Origin of the sequence: Nonlabens xiamenensis, from assembly GCF_003865345.1 — a bacterium.
Classification (GTDB): domain Bacteria; phylum Bacteroidota; class Bacteroidia; order Flavobacteriales; family Flavobacteriaceae; genus Nonlabens; species Nonlabens xiamenensis.
The window spans coordinates 33999-58100 of record NZ_RMVE01000005.1 but is presented as its reverse complement, the minus strand read 5'-3'; the positions used below and the strand labels follow the sequence as shown (position 1 = coordinate 58100).

Sequence of the window (24102 nt, the reverse complement as noted above, 5' to 3'; positions counted from 1 at the left end):
TAGTGCATTAAGAAAAGATGAACGATAAAAATAAATCCATAGTAAAGCAGATTGACGAATACATCCGTAAAAATGATTGGTTCGATTTTCATTTATGGAGGTATGATGGCAGAAAACTCATCATTTCAGGAAGTATTGATTTGACTTACTATCATAAACTTGAAATAATATTTACAGACATATTTTTCGCATCAACTTTTTTTGAAGGATGGCACTCAGATACCAACAAACCTGTAATTGAAATTCCCAACCCCGAGTTAAATAGAGAATTAAACCTCAAATTTGAAATTGAACAAGGATATCAAATTTTTATTATCAGGACTGAGGACTACAAGAATGATATCTATATTGCTGCGAAGGAAATCGAATTTAATACCGATACAGTATATTATTATCAACGAGAAAATCTTGGTGAAAATGAAAGGATGGCTGATTATTTAATAAAAGAATGAATAACGACACTACAACACTGTATAACAAATCATAGCCGCCTATCGGCAGGCTACGCTTGTTATACTCACCGTTACCATCCATAACCCTAGTACTTCAGAGCTTTAAACTTTTACGCCGATTTTCAGGCTAAAAAATCCAATACAAACTCCTTTCTATTCCATTATTCTCCAAATCAACTTTTGAGCAGATTGAGTAGCGGAAAACAGTTGCAGCGCCATTTGTGGACCCGCTAATCAGCAAGCGAACAAAACGAGCCAAGACAAACAATTAAACGTTAATAGCGAATACAACTCCAGTGTTTATGCATCTGCGGACTTTGAAGTTGGCAGCGAATCTGTCAACTCATGTGAAGATTACGCGGCGCTCAAAAGACGTCCTGAATGTCATTGCGGGCGTTACAGATGGTAACAAGGGCTATGATTCATTGCTATGGAATTTTCTGCCGAAAATTCCTATCTTGCCAGCAACGGCTTGGTGATGAGCGAAAATCCTAGCGGATTTTCACCGCAACGAAATCATAGCCTGGACCGTTACCCACAATTAAAATGATTACAAAAAAAACAAAAAGGTGTGACGAACGAATCAAGCGAGAGATTGAAAAATCTATTGCTCACTTTTCGGAGCATCTAATGTCAAACTCAAAATGGGTTCGTCTTATCAAGGCAATAATTGATAATCTTGAAACAATTAAAAAGATTGAATATAAAAACGTTCAAAATGATAAGATATGTGAGCTGTTTTTAGATAAGAGAGATTCTTATGGTTCAGACTATTACGCTACAGGGTTATATGAAGGAAGTGCACATATAACCTATAGAGAAATAGAGTATCTGATCTTTCCAAAAACGGTTGATAAAAACGTTCTAAAGGAACAAAATTTGAATGACGTAATCGAATTATTAAATCGGATAGGCCAATTCTCACTTGATGTTAATGAAGAAAGGATAAAACTTGAATGTTATAGATAAAAATAGTGGGTAACAAGGTATATAGCAAATAGGGCGATTAGTGGTTTACGAAAGTTCAGTGCTATTTACGAACACCGCCAAATTTTTAATTTGGCTTTTAAAATGAATAAGTTAAAAACAAAATATAAAAATGTGGCTCAGTGCAAACTTGAAAGTTCATCGCTTTCTACTACCCTACTTGCCATATACTAAACGTTGTGAGCAAGCCGAAAAATAACAGATGACAGTACCTTTAATACTTTTGACCCTCATTTTGCTGGTAGTTATAACACGACCATTCACTGTTATATTTCATGAATTGGGACATGGCATACCTGCTCTTTTATTGACTAAAGACAAGGTGACTTTATATATCGGTTCCTATGGTGATCCCAAACACAGTTTGACATTTAGAATTGGTCGCCTTGAGTTTTTCTTCAAGTACAATCCATTCCTTTGGAAACTTGGTCTTTGTATTCCGCACAGCAAAGAGGTGACCATAAACCGACAGATATTTATTACTGTTTTTGGCCCAGTTACTTCTCTGTTTCTTGGAGCAGTAGGCTGCTACACTGCCTTTGCGGGGGACTTCCATGGTAGTATTAAGCTAATTAGTGTTGTGCTTCTTGGTTCCTCTGCCTTTGACTTTTTCATAAACATTGTACCAAGAGACGAGCCTATCGAACTCTTTGACGGTTCAATTGTGCACAATGACGGACAGCAGCTAAGACAGCTTTTTAAGTACAAGACCTTAGATTCTAAATACACTGTTGGGGCTGACCACTACAACAAGCAAGAGTATGAAATCGCTGCCAAGGCATTTCACAACATCATTGACAATGGACTAAGAAACGACATGGTTTACCGACTTGCAATCTCTGCCTATTTACAATTCAAAGACTATAAGACTGCCCTGACTCTTCACGAAGAGTTTGAGAAATATTGCAACCTAAATTCGGACGACTACGCAAATTCCGGCCTGATAAAATCCCAACTTGGAAGTTATTATGATGGAATGCATGACTACCAAAAATCACTCGATGTAAATCCAAAAAACAAGTATGCTTTGAATAACAGAGGCTACACTTATAACTTACTTGAGCTATATGATCAAGCCATAGCCGACTTCAACAAAGCAATTCAAATCGAGCCAAAATTTGCGTACTCCTTTAACAACAGAGGACTTGCAAAAATCAAATTGGGCCAAGTGGATGAAGGGCTAAGAGACATTAAAACCTCAATGGACTTAGACGACAAAAACTCATACGCTTACAGAAACCTTGGTATTTACCATTATGACAAAGGAGACTTTGCAAAAGCATTAGAGCATTTTGAAAAGGCATATGAACTTGACAAAGACACACATTTGATAACGGAATATATCGATAAGACAAAAGAAAAATTAAAAAGGCCTGCACACAACAATGCATAAAAAATCATAGCTGCCCTGCGGGACAGCAACGCTTTTTATGCGAGCCGTTCTACGCAATTTGACAAAACCAATAAAAATCTTGACAAAAAAGAAAAAATATACAATTAAGAAAACACTTGGAAAAGGTGGAAATGGAATTGTTTATAAAGTTGTAGATGACAAAGGAAACTTCTTTGCTAAAAAAGTATTGAAAAATATAAAAAGGAAAAAAAATTATGAAAGATTTAAAAGTGAAATAGAAGTTTTAAATAATTTAAAAAAGAAAAAAGGAATAATTGAAATAGTTGAACATCATTTTCCTACCAAGATAAGTAATACAGATTTCCCTTACTATATTATGCCAATAGGCATACCTTTTAAGGAATATATAAAAACTGCTACTAGAGAAAGAATATTTGAACTTATATTCGAATTATGCGATGCGTTAGAATATCTGCATTCACAAGGCATTACACATAGAGATATTAAACCCGATAATATATTAGTTGTTAATGACAGTCCGGTTTTTTCTGATTTTGGACTTGCAAATTTCCCTAAAAAGAAGAAAGTTTCTGCATTAAACGAATCTATTGGTCCAAGATGGACAATAGCACCTGAAATGAAAAGAATTTCATCTGTAGCTGAATTTAAAAGAGCAGATATTTATTCTTTCGCAAAGACAGTTTGGATGATGCTCACTCAACAATGGCTAGGTTTTGATGGACAGTATATTCCAAACAGCAACATTTCTATTGACAATTTTGTCAAAATGAACATTAACAAAGGTCATACGATTGGAAATTGGGAATATTTCTCCATTGTACTCTTAAATAGACTTCTAGCTCAATCAACAGATAATGACCCAAAAAAAAGACCAGATGCATCCGAATTTAATAAACAATTTAGATACTGGTATTCGAGTAACGAAGATTATTTTGAAAGGAATCCTTACGAATGGGAAGATGCTTTGAACAGAATTTTTCCAATCTCAATATCAGTTAGTTCGACTTGGCAAAACTTAAAAGATATTTATAATATTCTAAAAATAATTTTCGAGGCTTATGATACTTTAAATCATTGTTTTTATCCCAAAAGTGGAGGAAATGATTTTAACAACATTAAAATAAAAAATGACTTTTTACTTATAGAAAATTATATCCTACTTAAACCAAAAGCTCTTCATTTTGAATCTATCAATGATTTAGACTTCAGCTACTTTATTCTAGAATGTGAGGAAATCGAACCTCTTTTTAATGAAAAGGTTAATGAGTTTGAGGAAATAATTTTTGTGGACGAATACGGAAATTATCATAAGGATAAAGACTATGATGAAAACTACAGAGAAATTAGTAGATTTTTTAAGGGCAAGTTTTTAATTACAAAAAAAACTTCAATCATTAATAAATTACCAAGTGATTTAGATGCTTACGACGGAATTCATAATAAACAGAGTAATGAAGAATATAGAGATTTAATGATAAAAATTAGAGATAAAATAAAAAAGCAAAAAACTGCGTAGAACACCGTGTATAATTCATTGCTAGCCGAATAAGTGAATTCAAATTCCCATAGAAAAACAAAACTACTCGAAACTGAAAAATCTGTAACTTGAATCCCTCAACGAAATCATACACAATTCCGTTACCATCCATAACCCTAGTACTTCAGAGCTTTAAACTTTTACGCCGAATTGAGCTTGAAAGATCCCTTAAGTACTCTCTCCCACCCCACTCTTCGCCAATTCAACTCTTGAGCAGATTGAGTAGCGGAAAACAGTTGCAACTCCATTTGTGGACCCGGTATTCAGCAAGCGAACAGATTGAGGCAAGACAAGCAAATAAACGTTAATAGCGAATACAACTCCAGTGTTTATTCATCTGCGGACTTTGAAGTTGGCGGCGAATCTGTCAACTCAGGTGAAGATTACGCGGCACTCAAAAAGGAGTCCTGAATGTCATTGCGGGCGTTACAGATGGTAACAAGGGCTATGATTCATTGCTGCGGAATTTTCTACCGAAAATTCCTATCTTGCCAGCAAAGGCTTGGTGATGAGCGAAAATCCTAGCGGATTTTCACCGCACCGAAATCATAGCCTGGACCGTTAGCAAAAATTAGAAAAAACATCGATGAAGAAATTAATATTATTACTTATTCTAATCACATTCGGTCACGAATTATATTCTCAAAAACTACTGACTTCGTGGAGTCAGCATGATATTGAGAATTACACAAGAGAAATGTACGATAACGCACAGAAGCTCACAACGACTGAACTTCTCGCTAAAAACATAAATGATGATAGTTGGAGTTCAGTTTTTTTGACTTTAAATGCATCTGTCAATAATTATAAAGAAAACAAAGAGTATTTAATTGAACTTGCAAAACAAATTACAAACATTGAAGAAACTAAACTTAAGGGAACAAGTCGCTTAATCATTTGGGATAGAATAATAACTGGCGATATTACTTTTGAGGGAAAAGGTTTGGTTATATCCAATGACTTATTCAAAGTTGGTGGAAGAGCAAATCAACTGTTGCAAAACTTAACAAATAAGAATTTTGGATTTGTAAACATAAACTCAACCGAAGAAGAACTAACCAAACTTCAAGAAAGGTGGATTAATTACTTATCTGACAAAGATGTTCAAGAATTTAATCCAATAGAATATCCTAATGCGAAAATTCCAGAAGTCAGCAGTCTAAATGCGGTTGAAGCTTTAATCATCTCACTACAAGACAATTCGAAAAAAGATGCAATAACTAAAAATTGCTTAAAGAACGTTTACAAGTTGGACGAAATGCCAAAAGAAAAAGGCTCGTCAGCAAGTTATTGCAATCCTGACACATATACTTTCGGATATTTAGGTATGTTGTTCGGTGATGAAAAAATTGACGAAAAGAAAGATTCAAAATGGTGGTTGGATTTTTGGACTGAAAACCACGAAAAATTAAGGTGGAATAATGATTTAGGAATTTACGAAGTGGGAAAATAACTTTTGCTAACAACGTATATAAAAAATAACGGTTTAATCGCTTAATCTCAACAAAATGAATAAATTAATGGTCAGTTATAATTCGAAAAGTTAGTGCTTAAAAATCCGCTACTTTTAATATACAAGACCGTTGTGCTTCATTAAAACAAAACTGAATGTTCTGGATAAAAAAGAATAAAACCTCGCCAAATGATGAGATAAGAGAAACTCTATTTGGTGATATGCCATTGGAACTATGGACAGGAGATAATACCAATGACGAACCTTGGACTTCGTTCGCAGCAGCGAAAGCAAAAATTGAGTCGAATGAAAAAGAGAGTGCAATTGAAATTTTAAAGGGAATAACGAATCAAGAAGGTTTGGAATCCAGACATTACGCCCAAGCATTCAACACCTTAAAGCAATTGGGACATATTGAAGAAAATCCAACTCAACTTTTCGGTGTTGTAGTAGAAGTGGGAATGAAGAAAAATGAATATGATTTACTCGCTGCTTATCGGGACTTATCAGCAAGATATTATAATTTCACTGGAGCAGGGATTGTCTGGGAACACCCTGACAGTTCCATTGATAAAGAATTAATGACAGTTTTAGAACTTGGAGAAGAAGTAATGAAAAACATAGGACCTTGGGAAAACGCTCGTCCAAAACCTGTTAAAAAAGGAATTGTAAGACTAAACCTTCTTACCTCCAAAGGACTTCATTTTGGAGAAGCTCCTATGAACGTAATGGGACAGGATCCCATTGGCGGTGGATTGCTGAATGCTTCGGCAGTATTGATGCAAACTTTAATGGCAAAAACCGAAAATAAATAACGAAAGCACAACAAGGTGTATAATGCATACCCTTCGGGATACGCACCATACACGAAACGTTGGCAAACATTTAAAGCGAACTGAAAACAAACAATTAGAATTAAATGACAATGAATAAGATTTTAAAAACACTTTCAATTTGGTTACCATCTGTAATAATAACATTGTTTTTTATCCCAAATGCTTTAGACAAAATACTTAACTCAAATCAAACGGACAAAATTGTAGCTAATAGCACTATAATGATTGTTACAGGAACATTTCTCTTAATATCAACAGCATTGTTCTTGTATAATAAGACTATACTAATCGGAACTGCTCTTTTAGCTCTATATATGACTTTTATAGTGTTTATTCATATGTACAAAGGAAAACCTTATGAAGTAACAATTTTAATTTTAATGGCAACAATATTCGCTTCTTATATTAGAAAACCGCAATTATTTAGTCAAAAACAAGAATTGTAGATTTATCAATAATTGGCCTGAATTCAAAACAGAGAAACTGAATAAAAATGAAATTAAAAATTACTAAATGACGGAATTATAAAAAATGGAAATAAAAACGATTTGCCAACAATGCATAACCGCAACTACGGTGGATTTAACTACATCCGAATCCACTCGGAATTGCTAACGTCAGTGCTAAACCGAAAATTAACGCATATTAACCCGTAACTGACGGTTATATGAGACCGTTAGCAGCAATTAGGACAAAATGAGAAATATAATTTTAATAATAATGGGAATACTGAGTTTATTTGGGTGTGATTCAAAAGGGAAAAAGCAATCGGAACCACAAATTGGAAACTCAATTTTATCCAAAAATGAGTTCTCCGAAAATGACTTAGGTAAAGTATATATTGTTAAGGATAGAAAATCTGAACCGAATTTTGGGAAATATCTTTTGCTGATTTCAACAAAATCGGAAGAAACATATGCTTTCAATTCTTTTGATTTAGTTAATAATCAGCCTATTGGGAAATTAGTAGTCTCTTATTCCAAAAAATTACCATATGAACAGGTAAACTTAGATGATGATTTAATAAAAAAAGCTGAAAAGGCTTGCGAGTTAAGGATGGAAAAAGAGAGTGAAGATTTAAAGTCTCAAATTGATTCTAAAAAAAGTCAATCAAACTCTTTGAAAGAAAAATACGGAATTGAAAAGTCGTACGCTTTAAATCGATTCGGAAATGTAAAAGGGTCTTATTATAAATATGGAATATGGATTGACCCAAATAATAAAGAGTTTGCAATCCAAATATATTCGGAAAATGAAATTTTAAAACAAAAAAAATTAAAATGGATTGAAGACCCATTATGGCAAATTTCTAAAGCAGACCAAAAGAATATTATAGGAATTCTAGACGAGCTAATGGCTGAATTAGAAAACAAATAAAAGCTGCTAACATTGTATAAAAATAATAGCGGTCTAAGTGACAAAAATATAGTATAAAAATGAAACAAAGGTCAGTGCCAAACCGAAAAGTTCACGTTTCAAAAGATGCTACTATTATTATACTAGACTGTTGTGCAACATTTGAAATGAACATCCGAAAATTAAATTACATCCTTTTAGCTCTTGCCTTTTCAGCTTGCAAAGTCGAATCTGACTATTTAGCAAATTGTGAATGCAAAAAATTGAAATTTGATGACGGAATTGAAGTAATTGATAATACTGGGAGGTATTCTGTCAAATTTCCGAATGAGGAATGGCAACCATATGCTCACAACAATGAATTAGGCGACGGAATTGTCGGTGGTGTATTTTCAAATGAAAGTGTCAAGTTATTTGGGGTTATCGAATTGACTAAGGCAGATGATTGGCAGAACCATAAACAACAACAAAAGGAAATTGAATCTAAATACAATGTCGTAGAATCTGGACTTACCTCAATTAATGGTATAGAATCGTATGGAATTTGGTAGATGAAGAAATTGACTCAATACCAATGCTAACGCTATACGTCACCACAGAACACCCAACAGAAAATCTGTTCTACACCTTGAATTTATCTGTTTCCAAAAACGACTACGGAAAAAAGAAGCTCTGCGAATTAGAGAATCTGCTAAAGACGTTCGAAACCAAGTAAGAAAACGTTGCACAACATGGGCTATACGCAATTGCTCGGTTCTTGCTCCTCCGAAAATTTCTGCGAAATTTTCTATGGTTTAGGTATATTTGGAAAAACAAGGCTTATGCCACGCAACTGACGCATAGCCTTTACCGTTGTAAAACATTTACTAAATTGAATACGAAAGAAAAAAAACCACGAGGTTACGGAATTATAGAACCAGCAATTTACGAGGAATTAAATTGGAATATGGATTATATTGTTTCGTGTCTTGAAATTATCCGAATTAAATTACCTGAATTGTTTACGGAATTTCCGAAAAGTATAAAATACGAACTCATACCTTTAGGAAATCCATTTGGAGAACCATATCCTGTAATCGGACTTTACTCGGATAATCCTAAAGATTTGGAAAAAATACCTGAATTTTTAGACCTTGACGAGCGAATTGAAATCTGGCTGAGCGAAATCGGAATTGAATCTATTAAAAAGGAAGCTGAAAAAATAAAAACTATAAGTTGGGAAGCGCTGAAAAACAGAAATCCTGAATAAAAAACGTTTTACAACACCGTGTAAAAATAATTGCTTAGTTCTAGCCTACTCGGAAAATCCTACGGATTTTCCTCTGGTTCTTTACATTTTTAGTAAGTTAGTTGCTTGCACACGCAACTACTCATAGCCGAGACCGTTGTGCCTAATTTAATGAAACACCTATTAATCATATTACTTTATTCAAACTTTCTGATTTCCCAGAACGTAATAGAGGTTGAATACTATTTTGAAAACCAATGTGAATCGCTCATAAGTAAAGATAGTATTTCATTCGAATTGCAAAATTTAGAAACAATGGAATCCTATTATTCCGAAAATCTAAAAGTCAAAATACCCAGTTCTGGTAAGTATGAATTATTTGTTACCATAAATGATAGTAATATTGAAAGAAGTTTTGAAGAAATTGTCGAATTCAAAAACGTTTTGAAAGTAAAAGACACAATCTCTATCCCGAGAATTCAATACGTTTCTGAAAAACTAAATGATGACTTTCAGTACAAGAATGAAATTGAACCAAAATATTACAATTGCCAAAACGTCTGTGATAATTATGAAGTAGATTATTTCAAAAATGGGAAAATCAGATTCGAAGGAAAATTTAAAAACGGAAAGCCAATTTGGAACTCGGAATATCAAAGAGATGGTTCATATATCAAATATCATTATGATAAATTAGACAGATGGTATAAATGGGAATACTATGACCAAAATGGAAATCTAATTAAATACTTAAAAAATATTTACAGAAAAAAGAATTGGATTCAAAAGATATATGATTCGCAAGGAAAACTTATAAGTAAAGAGATAAAAGTAAATTATCAAATGAAAAACTAGGCACAACACCGTGTATAATTAATGGCTAGTTCGAGCCTACTAACGAAAATCCTAGCGGATTTTCTATTCGGTTTTTATTTGCTAAATTAGGTGCTTAACCACGCCACTAATCATACACAAAACCGTTACCATCCATAACCCTATTACTTCAGAGCTTTAAAATTTTACGCTGATTATAGCTTGAAACATCTCTTAAGCACTCTCTCCTACCCTACTCTTCGTCAAATCAATTTTTGAGCAGGTTGAGTAGCGGAACACAGTTGCAGCGCCATTTGTGGACCCGGCAATCAGCAGGTGAACAGAACGAGTCGAGACAAACAATTATAAGTTAGTGGCGAATATAACTCCAATATTTATGCGTCTGCGGACTTTGAAGTTGGCGGCGAATCTGTCAACTCAGGTGAAGATTACGCGGCACTCAAAAAGGAGTCCTGAATGTCATTGCGGGCGTTACAGATGGTAACAAGGGCTATGATTCATTGCTGCGGAATTTTCTACCGAAAATTCCTATCTTGCCAGCAAAGGCTTGGTGATGAGCGAAAATCCTAGCGGATTTTCACCGCAACGAAATCATAGCCGAGCCGTTGTAGCCAATTAGATAAAATCATATGAAAAGAATCACATTATTACTATTAATCTTTTGTTCCTCAAATGCAATTGGGCAAAAAAAACTGGAAATCGAAATCGATAATCCAGAACCGAGAGTTGGACAAAGTGTTACATTTTCAATTAACGTTGACTTTTTGACTGATTACTTCAAAAAAGAATTAGGAAAAAATATAGAATTTACTCGCTCACCCTCAATTTTCGGATTGCAATCAGATGATTTTGAAAGAGTAATTATTTTCAAAAAAGCAAAAAAATATGAAATAGGGCCTTTTGATTTCGAATTTAATAGCAAAAAATATACCACGGAAACCATTGAAGTAAATGTTCTTCCAAAATTACGAATGGAAAATGGACTTTGGCTAAGAATAGCAGAATTTGATGGTCAACAATATCTCATTCTTGAACAGTTAATTAGCAACGAATCAAACAAAATCGATAATGTAAATGGAGGCTATTCCCATACAATTGGTGGAGTCAAACCAGAAGGAAAAGAATTTGCGGAACTGAAAGAAGAATTGACTGAAGGAATAGAGTTAAGCAATTATAGTTCTTCGTCAAATACTCTAAGACCAGAAGGAGCTGACCTTTTTGATCTTGGCTTTTCATATTCAATCAAAAAGTATAAGATTAAATTTGATGATAGCTTTAGTGGTGGATATATAATTTCAGAAAAAGATATTCAGAATTTACCAGAGACATTTGAAATAGGAAAAATTGAATTAAAAAAATAACTGGCTACTACAATCGCTATAAGTAATTGCATGTTCTCGCCTACTTCTGAATCCCGATAGCTATCGGGACGCGGATTTTCAGTTTGGTGTGTACTTGTAAAGTTAAGTGATAAACCACGCAACTACTCATAGCCGAGAACGTGGCCACCCATTTTAAAAATGAGCGAAATAGAAAATAAAAACCTATATCCATATGAAGAAACGCCTGTGTTGAAACACTACTCTGAATTTGATAGTGTTTACGTTGGACTTCTGCCTTTTTTCAAACTTGACAAAGAACATTGCGACGCGAATAGTTCTAAAAAAGTAATCTCACTCGAAGAAGCTCGAAAAAAGGATGGGATATTCGAAAAAATTGAGAACTACCCAAATATGACTATTTTTTCATCCAGCGAATGTTATCCAACCGATGAAGAAATAACCCAACACGGAAAGAAAGTAACTTGGAAAGAAGTAATTCAAAACACGAAACTGAATGACTACAAGGAACTGAATAAAGCCTTAATGACTTCAATTGGTGCTTATAAAAAGAAATTGGAAAGACAAGACCTATCGAAGGTTTTAAACCAATATTCGGACAAGAACAATATTTGGCATCCAACGGAAGGTACATTTGATTTCTTCAGTAAATCTTCAATTTTCGAATTATTGACACTAAACGGAATTGAAGAAGTTCTTATAGAAGACGAATTTTATGAAAACAAGACAATTATTGACCTGACAAGTTCCAACAAGAGCGATTTCTGTGAGAAAATTGATTTTAAAGATTATTATATTTACGATAAGAACAAATCGATACTATTTGCAATTAGTTGGGACTATTTCTTCTATTTCATTGCAATAAACGAGAAAGTGTTTTCAAAAAAATCAATTGAATCAAATTTTGAAGGTTTTTGGGCAGACGAGAAAAGTAGTCATTTATGGACTTGGGAAGAAGGAGAAATTAACCGATTATTGAACTCTGAAAATGATGAAAAACTGATGGCAACAACGTATAAAAATAATGGCGGAGTTTCTGCCAAAAGGAACAACAGTAATAAAACCAAACTTTGGTCTAAGTTGAAAAGTGTGTGGTCTTAAAACCGCTACTATTCTTACACTAGACCGTTACCTGCTAGCTGAAAAAACTATGTTCCAAGATTCAATCACACTGAAAAATAGACATCAAAAATTCATAAAAACAGTTTCTGAAAACGGAATAGTTTACGGACTAAATAGTAAAAACGGATTTGCAACATCAAGTTCAACTCAATATGAGGACGACAATGGAAATCCGATTGGAATGATATGTTTTTGGGCAGAAAAAGTAAGAGCTAAATCCTGTGCGAAACACGAATGGAGAAAATATAAAGTGGCTGAAATTTCGCTATCTGAATTTATTGAAAACTGGTGTATCGGAATGGCAAATGACGGACTTTTAATCGGAACGCAGTTTGACCAAAACCTGTTTGGATTTGAAGCTGAACCATTAGAATTAATAATGGACTTAACAGCTGAATTAAAATCATTAGGAAAAGATTTGAATTTTAAAAAGTTTATCGGAATTGAGGACTTGGAAAAACAAGTCAAAGAGGTAACTGAATGAAAAAATTGGAACAAAAAACGGAATCACCTTTTAATGAAAAATTCTGTACTAAATTAGAATACAGAATTTGTTACGAATTGGAAAAATCGACTGACCCAGAACTAAAAGGATTTTGGTGCGATGGAATTTCGTGGCTTCCAACTGAAAATCAGTTGACCAAAAAACAGGTAAATGACAAGCGGAAGATAGAAACTAAAGCGTGGATTGGAAAAACTGGACAAACGGAATTTAGAGCAATAATTAATTTTGGAAAAAAGGCATTGAGTAAATATGCTAAGGAAATGGATTTGACAGAGTGCATTCCTGATTTGGAATCTCAAGATGAATGGATTGAAATTGATATTGATAATAAAACAATAAACATAGAACTGAATTAAATGCCAGTAGGTAACACCTTGTATAATTCATTGCTAGTACTCGCCTACTTACGAATCCCGATAGCTATCGGGACGCGGATTTTCTATTCGGTTTGTATTTGCTAATTTAGTTGCTGAAACACGCAACGAAATCATACACAAACACGTTACCATCCATAACCCTATTACTTCAGAGCTTCAAACTTTTACGCCGATTTTCAGGCTGAAAAATCCAATACAAACTCCTTTCTATTCCACTATTCTCCAAATCAACTCTTGAGCAGATTGAGTAGCGGAAAACAGTCGCAGCGTCATTTGTGGACCCGTTAATCAGCAAGCGAACAGAACGAGTCGAAACAAATATTTAAAAGTTAGTAGAGAACATAACTCCAGTGTTTATGCAACTGCGGACTTTGAAGTTGGCAGCGAATCTGTCAACTCATTTGAAAATTACGTGGCGCTCAAAAAGACATCCTGAATGTCATTGCGGGCGTTACAGATGGTACCAAGGGCTATGATTCATTGCTGCGGAATTTTCTACCGAAAATTCCTATCTTGCCAGCAACGGCTTGGTGATGAGCGATAATCCTAGCGGATTTTCATCGCAACGGAATTATAGCTTGGATCGTTATGTAGAATAAATGAAACTTAAGGCGTCACATAAATTCGGAAATATATATGGCCAAGGCTTAGTCTGTATCAAGGCTTTTCAGATAGGTGAATACCTATTTTCCAATGGTTGCAGTATTATAACATGGTATGACTGCAGAGGTTCGGCTGGAAAGTATATTGCACACATTCAGGCTCCTGAAGAATTAAAATCTAAATTATTAGACTCTTTGAGAGAAAAGTTAAATCTGGGGAATGAAATTGATTGGTCTGAACTCACAAATGATTTAGAACTCTTCAGCAGGATTTTCCCTAAAGGCGATTTGATTTTTAATCTTTATCAAGAAAACCATGACCAAGGAGAAATAGAAAAGTTTAATGATTTCGAGTACATAACCCCTTTGTTTATTGACAAGAGTAGGCAACAAATAGAACTGGAAAATTGGACAATTACATTTTCAGAAATGGTTAAAGACCAAGGATATGCGCATAGAGATTTAATTGACTACACTACTTCTGGGTTTTATGATGTTTCTTACGATAATCTAATTTTTACTCAATTAGAAAGTAGCCTAGACCATGAGACAATAAAAAATTATGAAACCTTAATTAGTTCTGGAAAGAGACCGATTGTCTTAATATATAATTGCGAATTCGAGAATAATAATAACTATGTTCTAGACGGTCATCACAAACTGAAAGCCTACCAGAACTTGAAGATTTCACCTCGTATCTTAGAGGTGACCCAAATTTCCCTGGATGATATTGGTATGGAATTCAGTTTAAGTAATTTTTCATCCGCTATCTCAGGAAAATTATTTGACTGGCAATTAGAACATATATTTGAAAAGGGACTTGCTACTTCCACAGAGTTGATTCAAGAAATATATAATGACGTCGATAACCCTTTTAAAAAGTTTATTAAAAATGGGTATATCGAGGAATTCTGGCCTAATGGAGAATTGAAAAGCAAGGGACATTACGATTTACACAAGGCGAATGGCGTAATCGTTTTTTTTTATGAGAATGGTGCCAAGAAATCCAAACAGTATTATGATAATGGCAGACAAATAAGAATTTTAAAATCCTGGCACCCTAATGGTAGATTAGAATCAGAATTTTTAATGGATAAAGATTATCTTAATGGAGACTATATAGGGTATCATCCTGATGGTAAAATAAGTTCTAAAACGACCTACAAAAATGGTTTGAACGCTGACGGTAAAAGCAGTGTTTGGTATTATCGAAATGGCAAAATTGAATATGAAGCCTATTATGCTAACGGCAAATGTATTAGGAGTAGACATTTCAACGAACAAGGCGAAATTACACAAGAGTTTACTACTGAAAAATCTACATAACAATGTTTAAGCGACATTAAAACGACCGCTAATACGGAAAGTTACCAGCAAGCTATAAAAAGAACAATGAGAATTTCGATTTTAATACTAACCTTGATGTTATTACTTTCTTGCAAAGAAGAAAATAAACGAGATTTTGAAAATACAGAGAACTTAATAGTCGAAACGGAATCCAAAGCTGAATATCTAAATTTAAATAATGACGAAATTGACTCACTCTTGCAAAACGGAATGCTAACAGAAAAAATGTATCCGAATATGTCAGCTTGTGGTGGAAGTTTAAGTGGTTATTATTATGAAAATCAACTCGTTTTTATAGACGCAACTTACAGCGGAGAATTAAGCTACACGAGAAAAAAAATGTATTTGAATAAATCGGGTTTTTCTAAAATCATTTATCTGGAACATTTTCCTGAAATGGAAAAATACAAAAAACAATACCCTTTGGATAAATATGATTTCGACCCAGCAAAAGTAACCTTTGCTGATACTATTTATGAAATTAAAATTGAACCGAATGTGGAGTTCAAAAAATCTTATTTGGACATAGTCTTATCAACTGAAACGGATTCAACATTGATTAGTAAATTATTAGATTGCGGAAAGAAGATGATAGCGGAATTGAATACTGTTGAGGAAAAAGCCAGCAGGTAACAATACATATAAAAAATAGCGCAAATCGTTGCTGAATCAATGGCTTGGGCATTTTTGGAAAATGGCCAAATTTTTAATTTTGACGATTTCCGAAAAATAAAATTAATAGTAAAATTTAAAAAAATCGGCTTGTGTTTAATCGAAAAGTTATCGCTTATTTTCAGCGCTACTTCCATATACGAGACGTTAGATTGAATTAATATGGCTCATAATATAAATGGAATTATAACAAGCTTTAAATATGCTGGAGAGCTTCCAAATATTATTCTAGTAGGTAATTATCATTTTATACCATTCAATAATAAATACGGAAGAAATTACTATGAAAAAACTCTTGACCCGTATGAAGAGTTGACTAAAGAAACTCGAAAAGTTTTAAAAGAATTGTCTTTTAAGGGAAGATGTGCATATGTAGAAACTGATTATTTTGGAGGATCAGGTTGTCAGATTTCTGAGGTATGGGAAAGTGGGAAGAAAACAATCGGTCCGCTTATTTCATATGATAATATAGATAATCCAAAAATACCGAAAGGAGTAACTGTTGTGCATAACTCAATAAACGACACCTTAAAAATAATTGGAATTCATAAACACGATGGAAAAGATGAATTTGACTCAGTTGGACTAAATTCATATCGCTCGAATGATGAAATTATTGAGGAATATAAAAAACAATCTAACACTATATAACGTAATATAGTTGCCCTTCGGGACAGCAACGTTTGTTATATTTACCATTACAACCCATAACCCTATTAATTCATAGCTTTAAACTTTTATGCCGATTTTAAGCTTGAAAGATACCTTAAGTACACTCTCCTACCCCACTCTTTGCCAAATTAACTCTTGAGCAGATTGAATAGCGGAAACCAGTCGAAGCGTCATTTGTGGACCCGCTATTCAGCAAGCGAACAAAACGAGCCAAGACAAATAATTAAATGTTACTAGCAAACATAACTCCAGTGTTTATGCAACTGCGGACTTTGAAATTGGGAGCGAATCTGTCGACTCATATGAAGATTACGCGACGTTCAAAAGACTTCCCTAATGTCATTGCGGTCTTTACAGATGGTAAAAAGGGCTATGATTCATTGCTGCGGAATTTTCTGTCGAAAATTCCTATCTTGCCAGCAAAGGCTTGGTGATGAGCGAAAATCCTAGCGGATTTTCATCGCAACGAAATCATAGCCTGGACCGTTGTCCGTAATTAAAAAGAATGAGGAACATAATTATAATAATCTTATTCATCAACACACTTAGTTGTTTTGGTCAAACTGAAAATATCCAAACAGAGATTAAGTCCGAAAACATTTTTGATTTATCGATTATTAAGGTTTATCCTGATTCATTTCCTAATGTTTCTGTTGTCTTTCAAGCTAAAAATAAATTTGGAAAGCCATTATGGACTTTAGATAAATCTGAAATACAAGTAAAAGAAAACTATCAAAATTGTGAAGTACTTAGATTGCGGAACATATCTAAAGATAAGCCAATAAACATTGGGTTAGTATTCGACCATTCAGGTTCTATGGTTGACAATCCAGCTCAAATGCCAAAAGATGTAGAAACTATGCAGGACTACTATTTTTATGGCTTAGAGATGCCAAAAGATTATGTTATGGCAATTGATTACGCTAAAGAAGGAGTTCTCGGTTTTTTAGAAGAATCAAAACCATCTAACGATTCAATTTCATTTGTAGGATTCTCAACAACAGTTGATAAAATATATCCTTTAACAAATGATGTATCAGGAATTAAATCATTTGTGGAAAACGTTTTACCTGAAGGAAAAACTTCATTCTATGACGCATTATTCTTGACTATTGAGAATCTTTCTAAAGGTTCAAGTAAAACTGTTATTGTGGCTCTTACAGACGGACAAGACAATGAATCAAAACACACTTCACAAGAAGTCATTGATTTAGCAAATGAAAAAGAGATATCTATTTACACAATTGGACTTGGCAATGTCAACAGTACATTACTAGAACAAGTATCTAAAAAAACAGATGGGTTTTACTATTACACTAACGACCCGAAAAAGCTAAAAGAAATATATCTAAATATTAAGGAACAAATAAAGTCCATATATCAAGTTGATTATACTTCAAACAATCTAGATTATTTGGAAGACGAAAGATATATTCGATTTTCATTTGTCAATGACACACTTGAATTTTCTAATAATTCTGCTATCTATTCTCTGGCAGAAGAAACTATTTCTTATTTAAAGGTAAAAGAAGAGGAACGAATATCTTCTGAAAGAAATAAATTAATTTTTGGAGGTCTTGGAATATTATTATTAGGTATTGGAAGTTTTATAGTTTACAATAGAAAAAAGAAAGAATTGGCTATAACCAAAACATATCCAAATCCATTTGAAAATGAATTAACTATTGAATACAAATCACCTAAAAATTCAGTGAATATATCACTAAACATCATAGACATAAATGGAAATAAGGTGTTTGAAAACAATCAAATAAATCACAATGGAACGGAAAAACTAAATTTAGAAAATTTGAAAAGCGGAATGTATTTAATTCAAATTTTTAATGGAAAAAGCATTTCGAAAACTGTTAAGGTGATTAAGAAATAACTACAGATAACAATGTACATAAAAAATAGGCGAAACTGTACTGAAACAAAGACTTTGGTCTTTTATCAAACCTCTTGCTTAACCGAAAGATTGGTGCGTCAAAATCGCCTACTTTTCATATACTAACCGTTGTACCTAAGCTCTGAAAAGCCAACGCTCGACAGAATGATAGAACAAAAATTGAATGTAAACTGAATGCTGAAAAGACTAATAATACTGAATTCTGACATTTACTCGAAAGCTGATGTTGAGCTTGACAACTGCAATTCGCTTCAAATTGTCGGACCAAACAATATCGGGAAAAGTACACTGATTTACGCACTTAATTTCTTGTTTATAATTGACGGGCGAGAAATGACGTTCAGTGGAAACAGAACGGGAGACAAAACAACATTTAACCACTATTTTCCTTCTATAAATTCAAGTTTTATCGTCTTTGAGATTTTCAAAAATCGCTACTACTCTATTTTGGTCAAAAGAAATGCCGAAGGCAACCTTGACTATTATAAAATCGACAGTGAATATAAAGAAGAACATTACTTTACCAACACAACGATCGGTCAAAAACTAAAAAAGTTTGATTCATTACTTTCCGAATTTGCCACAAATGGAATTGAACACAGCAAATTTCCAAACCGTAGGGAAGTTTTCAACTTTGTATATCAGAAAGGGAAACGAAACAATGCGGTTGTTTGGCTAAACCAAAATGTAAACCAAGACGGACGGGGAATTAGCAACAATTTTTCCAAAATCTACAAGTACCTGATAAACTCACAGCTTATAAACAACAACTCGCTAAAAGAGTCATTGATAATTGCAGATAATAAAGAAAACGAAAGCGTTTCTTTCTCAAAGAAGAACCAAAAGGACATACAAACATTATTGAAGCACAATCGGGATATAAAAGTTATCAAAAGTATCCAGCGTAGCTTTAATGACTTCAAAGAGTTGGTCAATCAGTATGCAGGAAAAAGTACGATACTTTCAGAGTTGATATTTGCTTTTGACCATCAATATTCATCGGTTTATTCAGAATTGGGAACTTCTGTTTCAAAAATGAAAACAGAAAGAAATAAAAATAGAACCCATTTAAACGAAACACTCAATCCAAAAAAAGACAGACTAAACCAAGAATTTGGTAAAATAGAAACCCTGTTGGAACAAAAACAGAAAGACATAGACCAAAAAGATGAATTGGTAAAAAAAATCAAGTCTTATGAAAGTTTACAGTTTTTAGAGCAATCCTTTCAAAATTTAGATGCCGAAAGGAAAACAATTGAGAGCCAACTAACTCAAATTGAAAATCAAAATCTAAACAGCAAAGCAATTGAAAGCAAGATTGAAAAAGCCGAATCTCAAATCAGAAAAATCACGAGTCAAGTTGACACCTATTCCAATCAATTGATTCATCAAATTTCAGATAATCAAGATAACAAGGAATTACTGAACAGGATTCTGTCAACTGATATTTCAAGTCTGCCCTTTGAAAACATTTCTACGAAAATCAAGCGAACGGAAAACTTGATGAAACTCTTTGACGGAGTTATTAAGTTACCAAATGACTTGAAAGGAAAACCAATAGAATCCATTGAAGAGTTGAAAAAACAAATCAAGGAATTTAAAAAAGAAAAAAGCTTTAATGATAAGCTACTTCCTATAGCCAAGGATTTAGAGAAACATCAAAAGGATTTAGAAGAAATCAAAAAGAAAATAAAGGGTGTAAACGATAAAATTGAGAAGCTAAAGCAACTTCCAAACCTTGAGAAGGAGCTTGAGTCTATAAAATTAGAATTTGAAAGTTTACTTAAACAAAAAAAGCAATCTGCCAAAGGCATTAAGATAATTGAAGAAGAAATTAGGAAGCTTTCAGAAACAATTGACAGAGCAAACAAAGATATTTTTCAGAAAGAAAAGAGAATTGAGGAAATCCAAAATTGGAAAGTGGAACTTGAACAACTCGGAATCAAACCCAATGAATATCAATCAACCGATTCTTTGGACAATATCTATAAAAACCTTAAACGAAACTTTGAGGAAAGGAAAGACATTAAATATAAAAAGGATAGTCTCTTTGAAAAGCTGAAATCTAAAACAGAAACTTCTTTTGCTAGCGAAACCGATTTTATAAAACACGTTGATTCGGAATTGGTTACTTTAGACGATAAACAAAAAGCAATTGATGGCTTATTAAAAAATATTTCTACCCAATTTGCAAATCCTTGTCGCACGCTATACTCAAGGTTTGAAGAATTTAATTCCTTTATTATCAATCAGTTTAATTCTAAAATTCGGAAGATAAAGATATCGGATATTGATACGTTGAAGATAGAAATCATTGAGAATGACAAACTCATCAAGGATTTAAACAAAATCATACAAATCAGGGATTTAACTTCTGAACTGATTTTTGACGACCAATCTGAAAACCTAAATACGCTCAACAAATATTTAGATAGTCAAACCACAATTTCGTTCAATGATTTGTTTGACATTAAACTTCATCTACATAAAAAAGGACAGCACAAAGTCGTTGACCTGAAAAACCAAATCGAATCGGACGGAACAGACAAAATGATACGTTTGGTTCTGATTATGTCAATCATCAATCAAATCGTTGTGAAAGATGATGAAAACAAGATTGTAATATTTGTTGATGAAATCGGAACCATTGATGAAGCAAATAGAATAGAGATTTTAAACTTTTGCAAGGAACATAACTTTATCCCCATTTCAGCAGCACCATTACATCCTTATGACGGTTTTGACAAATACTATTTGGTGAGGAGAAGCAAAGGGAAAATAGTGGTGAGTGAAAAAAATGGAAATGTTATTTTGAGAAAACCTGTTGAGGCGTAATGAAAGAAGTCGATTTCAAAACATATCAATTGTTGCTTTTAAATAAAAGTATTTCAAAATCAGTTATTCCGAAAAGTGTTTTGCAATCTGACACATTTCAAAATTTGCTTCAAGCCGAAATTCTGAAATTTTCAAAGCTTGGCAGAGGGTTTAAGGTTGAAGTTTCCAAAAAAATTGAATTTGAAAAGTTCTTAAACTCATCATTTCCGGAGCAAAACGTATCCAAAACCAAATCAGGAAACATCAAGAAATACAGAAATTCAAAGGCGACAAAGATTGATAGCAGTCCAATTTTTTTGTTTAGGGGATTTTCTGCTTATCAAATCAATGAGCAGATAATTGATTTAGAAAAACAAACTCGTGATTTTGGATTGTTTTCTGTAATCCCAATTTCTGTCATAGCTGATAAAATATGTTTTGTCGAGAATTTGGAAACCTTTTTGAATGCGGAAAAATTATTGGGCAAAGAATTTCTATTTGTCCACAAATACGGACGAATAGGCAAAGAATCTATTTCAATGATTAAAGCAAAGGAGGTTTTGGTTTTTGTTGACTATGACTTTAACGGGCTTGACGAATATTTGAGAATCAAAGATGTGTTCGGAAATGCAGAATTGTATCTGCCAAATAATTACAATGAACTCTTTAAAACGCATTCGGCATCTTTAAAAGGAAACAAAGCTAAAATGAGTAAGGCTGTTAAGACATCAGATGACTCAACAGTCGTAAAAATCAGGGAACAAGTTGCACGAACTAATAGATTTTTAGAACAAGAAACTCTCATCAATGTTTAAGTCTGAACCAAAGAGCATAGTACAATTTTTAGCAACTCATTTTGACTTGCTACGGCAACTCTTTGACATTCAACTTAAGAATGAAATCATCTTGAAAAGTCAAGTGGCTGAAACACTTGATGAATTTGGAAGAGATATAGAATCCCACCTTTTTGAACACAAAATACTCGTTGAACAGAATGATGACTTTGTGATTAACGAACCCTATTTTGTTTTATTTGAGTTTGTCCTGCAACAATTTAAACCTTTGCTTCCTGAAGAAATTGACAAATTTGGTCAATCTATAAGAACCTTGTTTTTGAATATTAAAGAAGGTATCAATCAAGACAAAAACATTTTGTTGGACAGAATTGAAGCTTTATCGAATGAAATCAAAAAATTCAGAACTGCCGTAACTAACAATACAATTAGCCTTCTAAATGAATCAAGAGAGTTAAAAGCCAATACCCGAAAGATTGAATACCAAGAAAAAGTTCAAACCGCCAGATATTTAATTGATTACTATATTATTCCCTTGAATACAATTTTGGATATTAATCACTCGCAATCGATTTATAACGAACTTCTTGCAATTTCTCAATTTTCTAACAACAAACGATTTGATTATTCAGACGAAAGTATCAGAAGACAATTTGAAAAACTCTACAATCTATTGAGACAAGTTGTTAAGGACATCAGCCTACAATCGATAATTTTAAGTAATGAGCTTTTGCCATTATTGGACAGAATTAGAACAGAAAGTGAATATTTACTAGGGTTTCATTTGTATCTGACAAATATGAATTGTTACAAAGGAATAAAGCCACCAAAAATATTCAGTACATCCAGAGATAATCAATACAATAAGTATATCTACGAAAACACAAAAGAGTATTTTGAGCAATTTAAAAATGAAGAAGATGTTTTTGTTGAAGAAGAAGCCAACGATATTGAGCAATGGATATTCAATAAAAATGAGTACAAATCCAAATTAAACTCAAAGCTTCCTGTAACTGATTTCTTCTCCTGGTGTAAGAACGCAATTGAAAATGAAAAGAAAGATTTTGACATTGACAACTATTTTATGGTAACAAGTCTAATATTTGAAGAAGAATACGATATTGAACAAGATAAGAAAAGGGAGAAAATTACTTTGAAAACTAAACAAGGTGAATTTGTTATTCCCAAACTAAAAATCAGCAAAAAAGAGAATGTATCCGAATAAACATAAGCAAATAGTGACATCTTTAATGGATGGCAGATTTATCACAATTGATGAATCTTATTTTGATATTCTAAAGATAAATCAAGATTTCTATGTTGAGTTTTTTGACAAATCATTTGGATTTGAACTTAAAAACACGCAAGAATTTTATTATCTGATTTCAGATGAAACAAAGGAGAACACTTCTCGTGATATTAGCATCTTCTTCTCGATTCTATGCTACGAATTAGACAAGGATGGGAAAAACTTTATGGATGAACTAGGTTTTTCAGACTTCCATATTGACGAGATAGTAGAATACATAAAAAACAGTACTTGGATAGATGTTGTAAAAGCGAACAAGCAATTAAATGATGGCGAAAGCATCAAAAGATTAGTTGGTTCGACTATGGTAAAAAGAAACATAGCAATACAACATTCTGATGATAAATATTCATTTACGAAGGCTTATAAACTATTCATTGACTTTGCCAGAGAATTGATAAAATCTGAAATGAATGAAGCCAACTCATAAAGCCATACACATTTGCAATTCGCAAAAGCCACAGCACAAGCCAAAAATCACAAAAGCGTATGTCTTTGCCAACGCTGAAAACCAAGTTGAACGGAAAAAGCCAGTGCACAATAATGCCTATAAGTAATTGCTTGTTATCCCTAATTCTGAA

Annotated in this window: 23 protein-coding genes; all 23 read left to right on the top strand. The window is 33.2% G+C overall.

All coding sequences use genetic code 11. The annotated features are described in order from the left end of the window. Positions 1-17: 17 nt before the first annotated feature. The 23 genes from EGM47_RS12995 (at position 18) to EGM47_RS12885 (ending at position 23951) form a co-directional block, all read left to right on the top strand. A complete protein-coding gene (locus EGM47_RS12995) occupies positions 18-452 on the top strand; it encodes a hypothetical protein (RefSeq protein ID WP_124981269.1) in 435 nt (144 codons plus the stop codon). Between the two features lie 546 nt (positions 453-998). Further along, the gene (locus EGM47_RS12990) at positions 999-1421 is read left to right on the top strand and encodes a hypothetical protein (RefSeq protein ID WP_124981268.1); all 423 of its coding nucleotides are present in this window, start codon (positions 999-1001) and stop codon (positions 1419-1421) included. Positions 1422-1641: 220 nt separating this feature from the next. Then, complete coding sequence (locus EGM47_RS12985) at positions 1642-2832, top strand: tetratricopeptide repeat protein (RefSeq protein WP_124981267.1); 1191 nt, start codon at positions 1642-1644, stop codon at positions 2830-2832. Positions 2833-2911: 79 nt separating this feature from the next. Beyond that, positions 2912-4330 carry a protein kinase domain-containing protein gene (locus tag EGM47_RS12980; RefSeq protein WP_164510895.1) on the top strand — a complete coding sequence of 473 codons (1419 nt, stop codon included), beginning with the start codon at positions 2912-2914 and terminating at the stop codon, positions 4328-4330. Between the two features lie 607 nt (positions 4331-4937). Then, a complete protein-coding gene (locus EGM47_RS12975; protein WP_240642458.1) occupies positions 4938-5804 on the top strand; it encodes a hypothetical protein in 867 nt (288 codons plus the stop codon). Between the two features lie 155 nt (positions 5805-5959). Next, complete coding sequence (locus EGM47_RS12970) at positions 5960-6619, top strand: hypothetical protein (protein ID WP_124981265.1); 660 nt, start codon at positions 5960-5962, stop codon at positions 6617-6619. Positions 6620-6729: 110 nt separating this feature from the next. After that, complete coding sequence (locus EGM47_RS12965; protein ID WP_124981264.1) at positions 6730-7086, top strand: hypothetical protein; 357 nt, start codon at positions 6730-6732, stop codon at positions 7084-7086. A 250-nt stretch (positions 7087-7336) separates the two neighbouring features. Next, positions 7337-8017, top strand: coding sequence for a hypothetical protein (locus tag EGM47_RS12960; RefSeq protein WP_124981263.1), 681 nt, complete (start codon positions 7337-7339; stop codon positions 8015-8017). A 242-nt stretch (positions 8018-8259) separates the two neighbouring features. After that, a complete protein-coding gene (locus tag EGM47_RS16350; RefSeq protein WP_164510894.1) occupies positions 8260-8547 on the top strand; it encodes a hypothetical protein in 288 nt (95 codons plus the stop codon). Between the two features lie 320 nt (positions 8548-8867). Beyond that, positions 8868-9245 carry a hypothetical protein gene (locus EGM47_RS12950; RefSeq protein ID WP_124981261.1) on the top strand — a complete coding sequence of 126 codons (378 nt, stop codon included), beginning with the start codon at positions 8868-8870 and terminating at the stop codon, positions 9243-9245. A 150-nt stretch (positions 9246-9395) separates the two neighbouring features. Next, positions 9396-10079: a hypothetical protein gene (locus EGM47_RS12945; protein ID WP_124981260.1), complete on the top strand. Its 684-nt coding sequence runs from the start codon at positions 9396-9398 to the stop codon at positions 10077-10079. A 608-nt stretch (positions 10080-10687) separates the two neighbouring features. Continuing rightward, positions 10688-11419, top strand: coding sequence for a hypothetical protein (locus EGM47_RS12940; protein ID WP_124981259.1), 732 nt, complete (start codon positions 10688-10690; stop codon positions 11417-11419). 159 nt (positions 11420-11578) lie between these two features. After that, a complete protein-coding gene (locus EGM47_RS12935; RefSeq protein ID WP_124981258.1) occupies positions 11579-12499 on the top strand; it encodes a DUF2711 family protein in 921 nt (306 codons plus the stop codon). 49 nt (positions 12500-12548) lie between these two features. After that, the gene (locus EGM47_RS12930; RefSeq protein ID WP_124981257.1) at positions 12549-13004 is read left to right on the top strand and encodes a DUF2750 domain-containing protein; all 456 of its coding nucleotides are present in this window, start codon (positions 12549-12551) and stop codon (positions 13002-13004) included. After that, positions 13001-13381, top strand: coding sequence for a hypothetical protein (locus tag EGM47_RS12925; RefSeq protein ID WP_124981256.1), 381 nt, complete (start codon positions 13001-13003; stop codon positions 13379-13381). Before EGM47_RS12930 ends, EGM47_RS12925 begins: the two co-directional genes overlap by 4 nt. A gap of 620 nt (positions 13382-14001) precedes the next feature. Further along, the gene (locus EGM47_RS12920) at positions 14002-15330 is read left to right on the top strand and encodes a toxin-antitoxin system YwqK family antitoxin (protein WP_124981255.1); all 1329 of its coding nucleotides are present in this window, start codon (positions 14002-14004) and stop codon (positions 15328-15330) included. A 66-nt stretch (positions 15331-15396) separates the two neighbouring features. Beyond that, the gene (locus EGM47_RS12915) at positions 15397-15984 is read left to right on the top strand and encodes a hypothetical protein (protein ID WP_124981254.1); all 588 of its coding nucleotides are present in this window, start codon (positions 15397-15399) and stop codon (positions 15982-15984) included. Positions 15985-16185: 201 nt separating this feature from the next. After that, positions 16186-16674: a hypothetical protein gene (locus EGM47_RS12910; RefSeq protein WP_124981253.1), complete on the top strand. Its 489-nt coding sequence runs from the start codon at positions 16186-16188 to the stop codon at positions 16672-16674. Between the two features lie 526 nt (positions 16675-17200). After that, complete coding sequence (locus tag EGM47_RS12905; protein ID WP_124981252.1) at positions 17201-18583, top strand: VWA domain-containing protein; 1383 nt, start codon at positions 17201-17203, stop codon at positions 18581-18583. Positions 18584-18778: 195 nt separating this feature from the next. Further along, positions 18779-21439 (top strand): ATP-binding protein, encoded by a 2661-nt coding sequence (locus EGM47_RS12900; RefSeq protein WP_124981251.1) that lies wholly within the window; start codon positions 18779-18781, stop codon positions 21437-21439. Then, positions 21439-22233 (top strand): hypothetical protein, encoded by a 795-nt coding sequence (locus EGM47_RS12895; RefSeq protein WP_124981250.1) that lies wholly within the window; start codon positions 21439-21441, stop codon positions 22231-22233. The genes EGM47_RS12900 and EGM47_RS12895 overlap by 1 nt, the downstream gene beginning before the upstream one ends. After that, positions 22226-23437: a hypothetical protein gene (locus tag EGM47_RS12890; RefSeq protein WP_124981249.1), complete on the top strand. Its 1212-nt coding sequence runs from the start codon at positions 22226-22228 to the stop codon at positions 23435-23437. Before EGM47_RS12895 ends, EGM47_RS12890 begins: the two co-directional genes overlap by 8 nt. After that, the gene (locus EGM47_RS12885) at positions 23424-23951 is read left to right on the top strand and encodes a condensin complex protein MksE (protein WP_394341799.1); all 528 of its coding nucleotides are present in this window, start codon (positions 23424-23426) and stop codon (positions 23949-23951) included. The genes EGM47_RS12890 and EGM47_RS12885 overlap by 14 nt, the downstream gene beginning before the upstream one ends. Positions 23952-24102 lie beyond the last annotated feature (151 nt).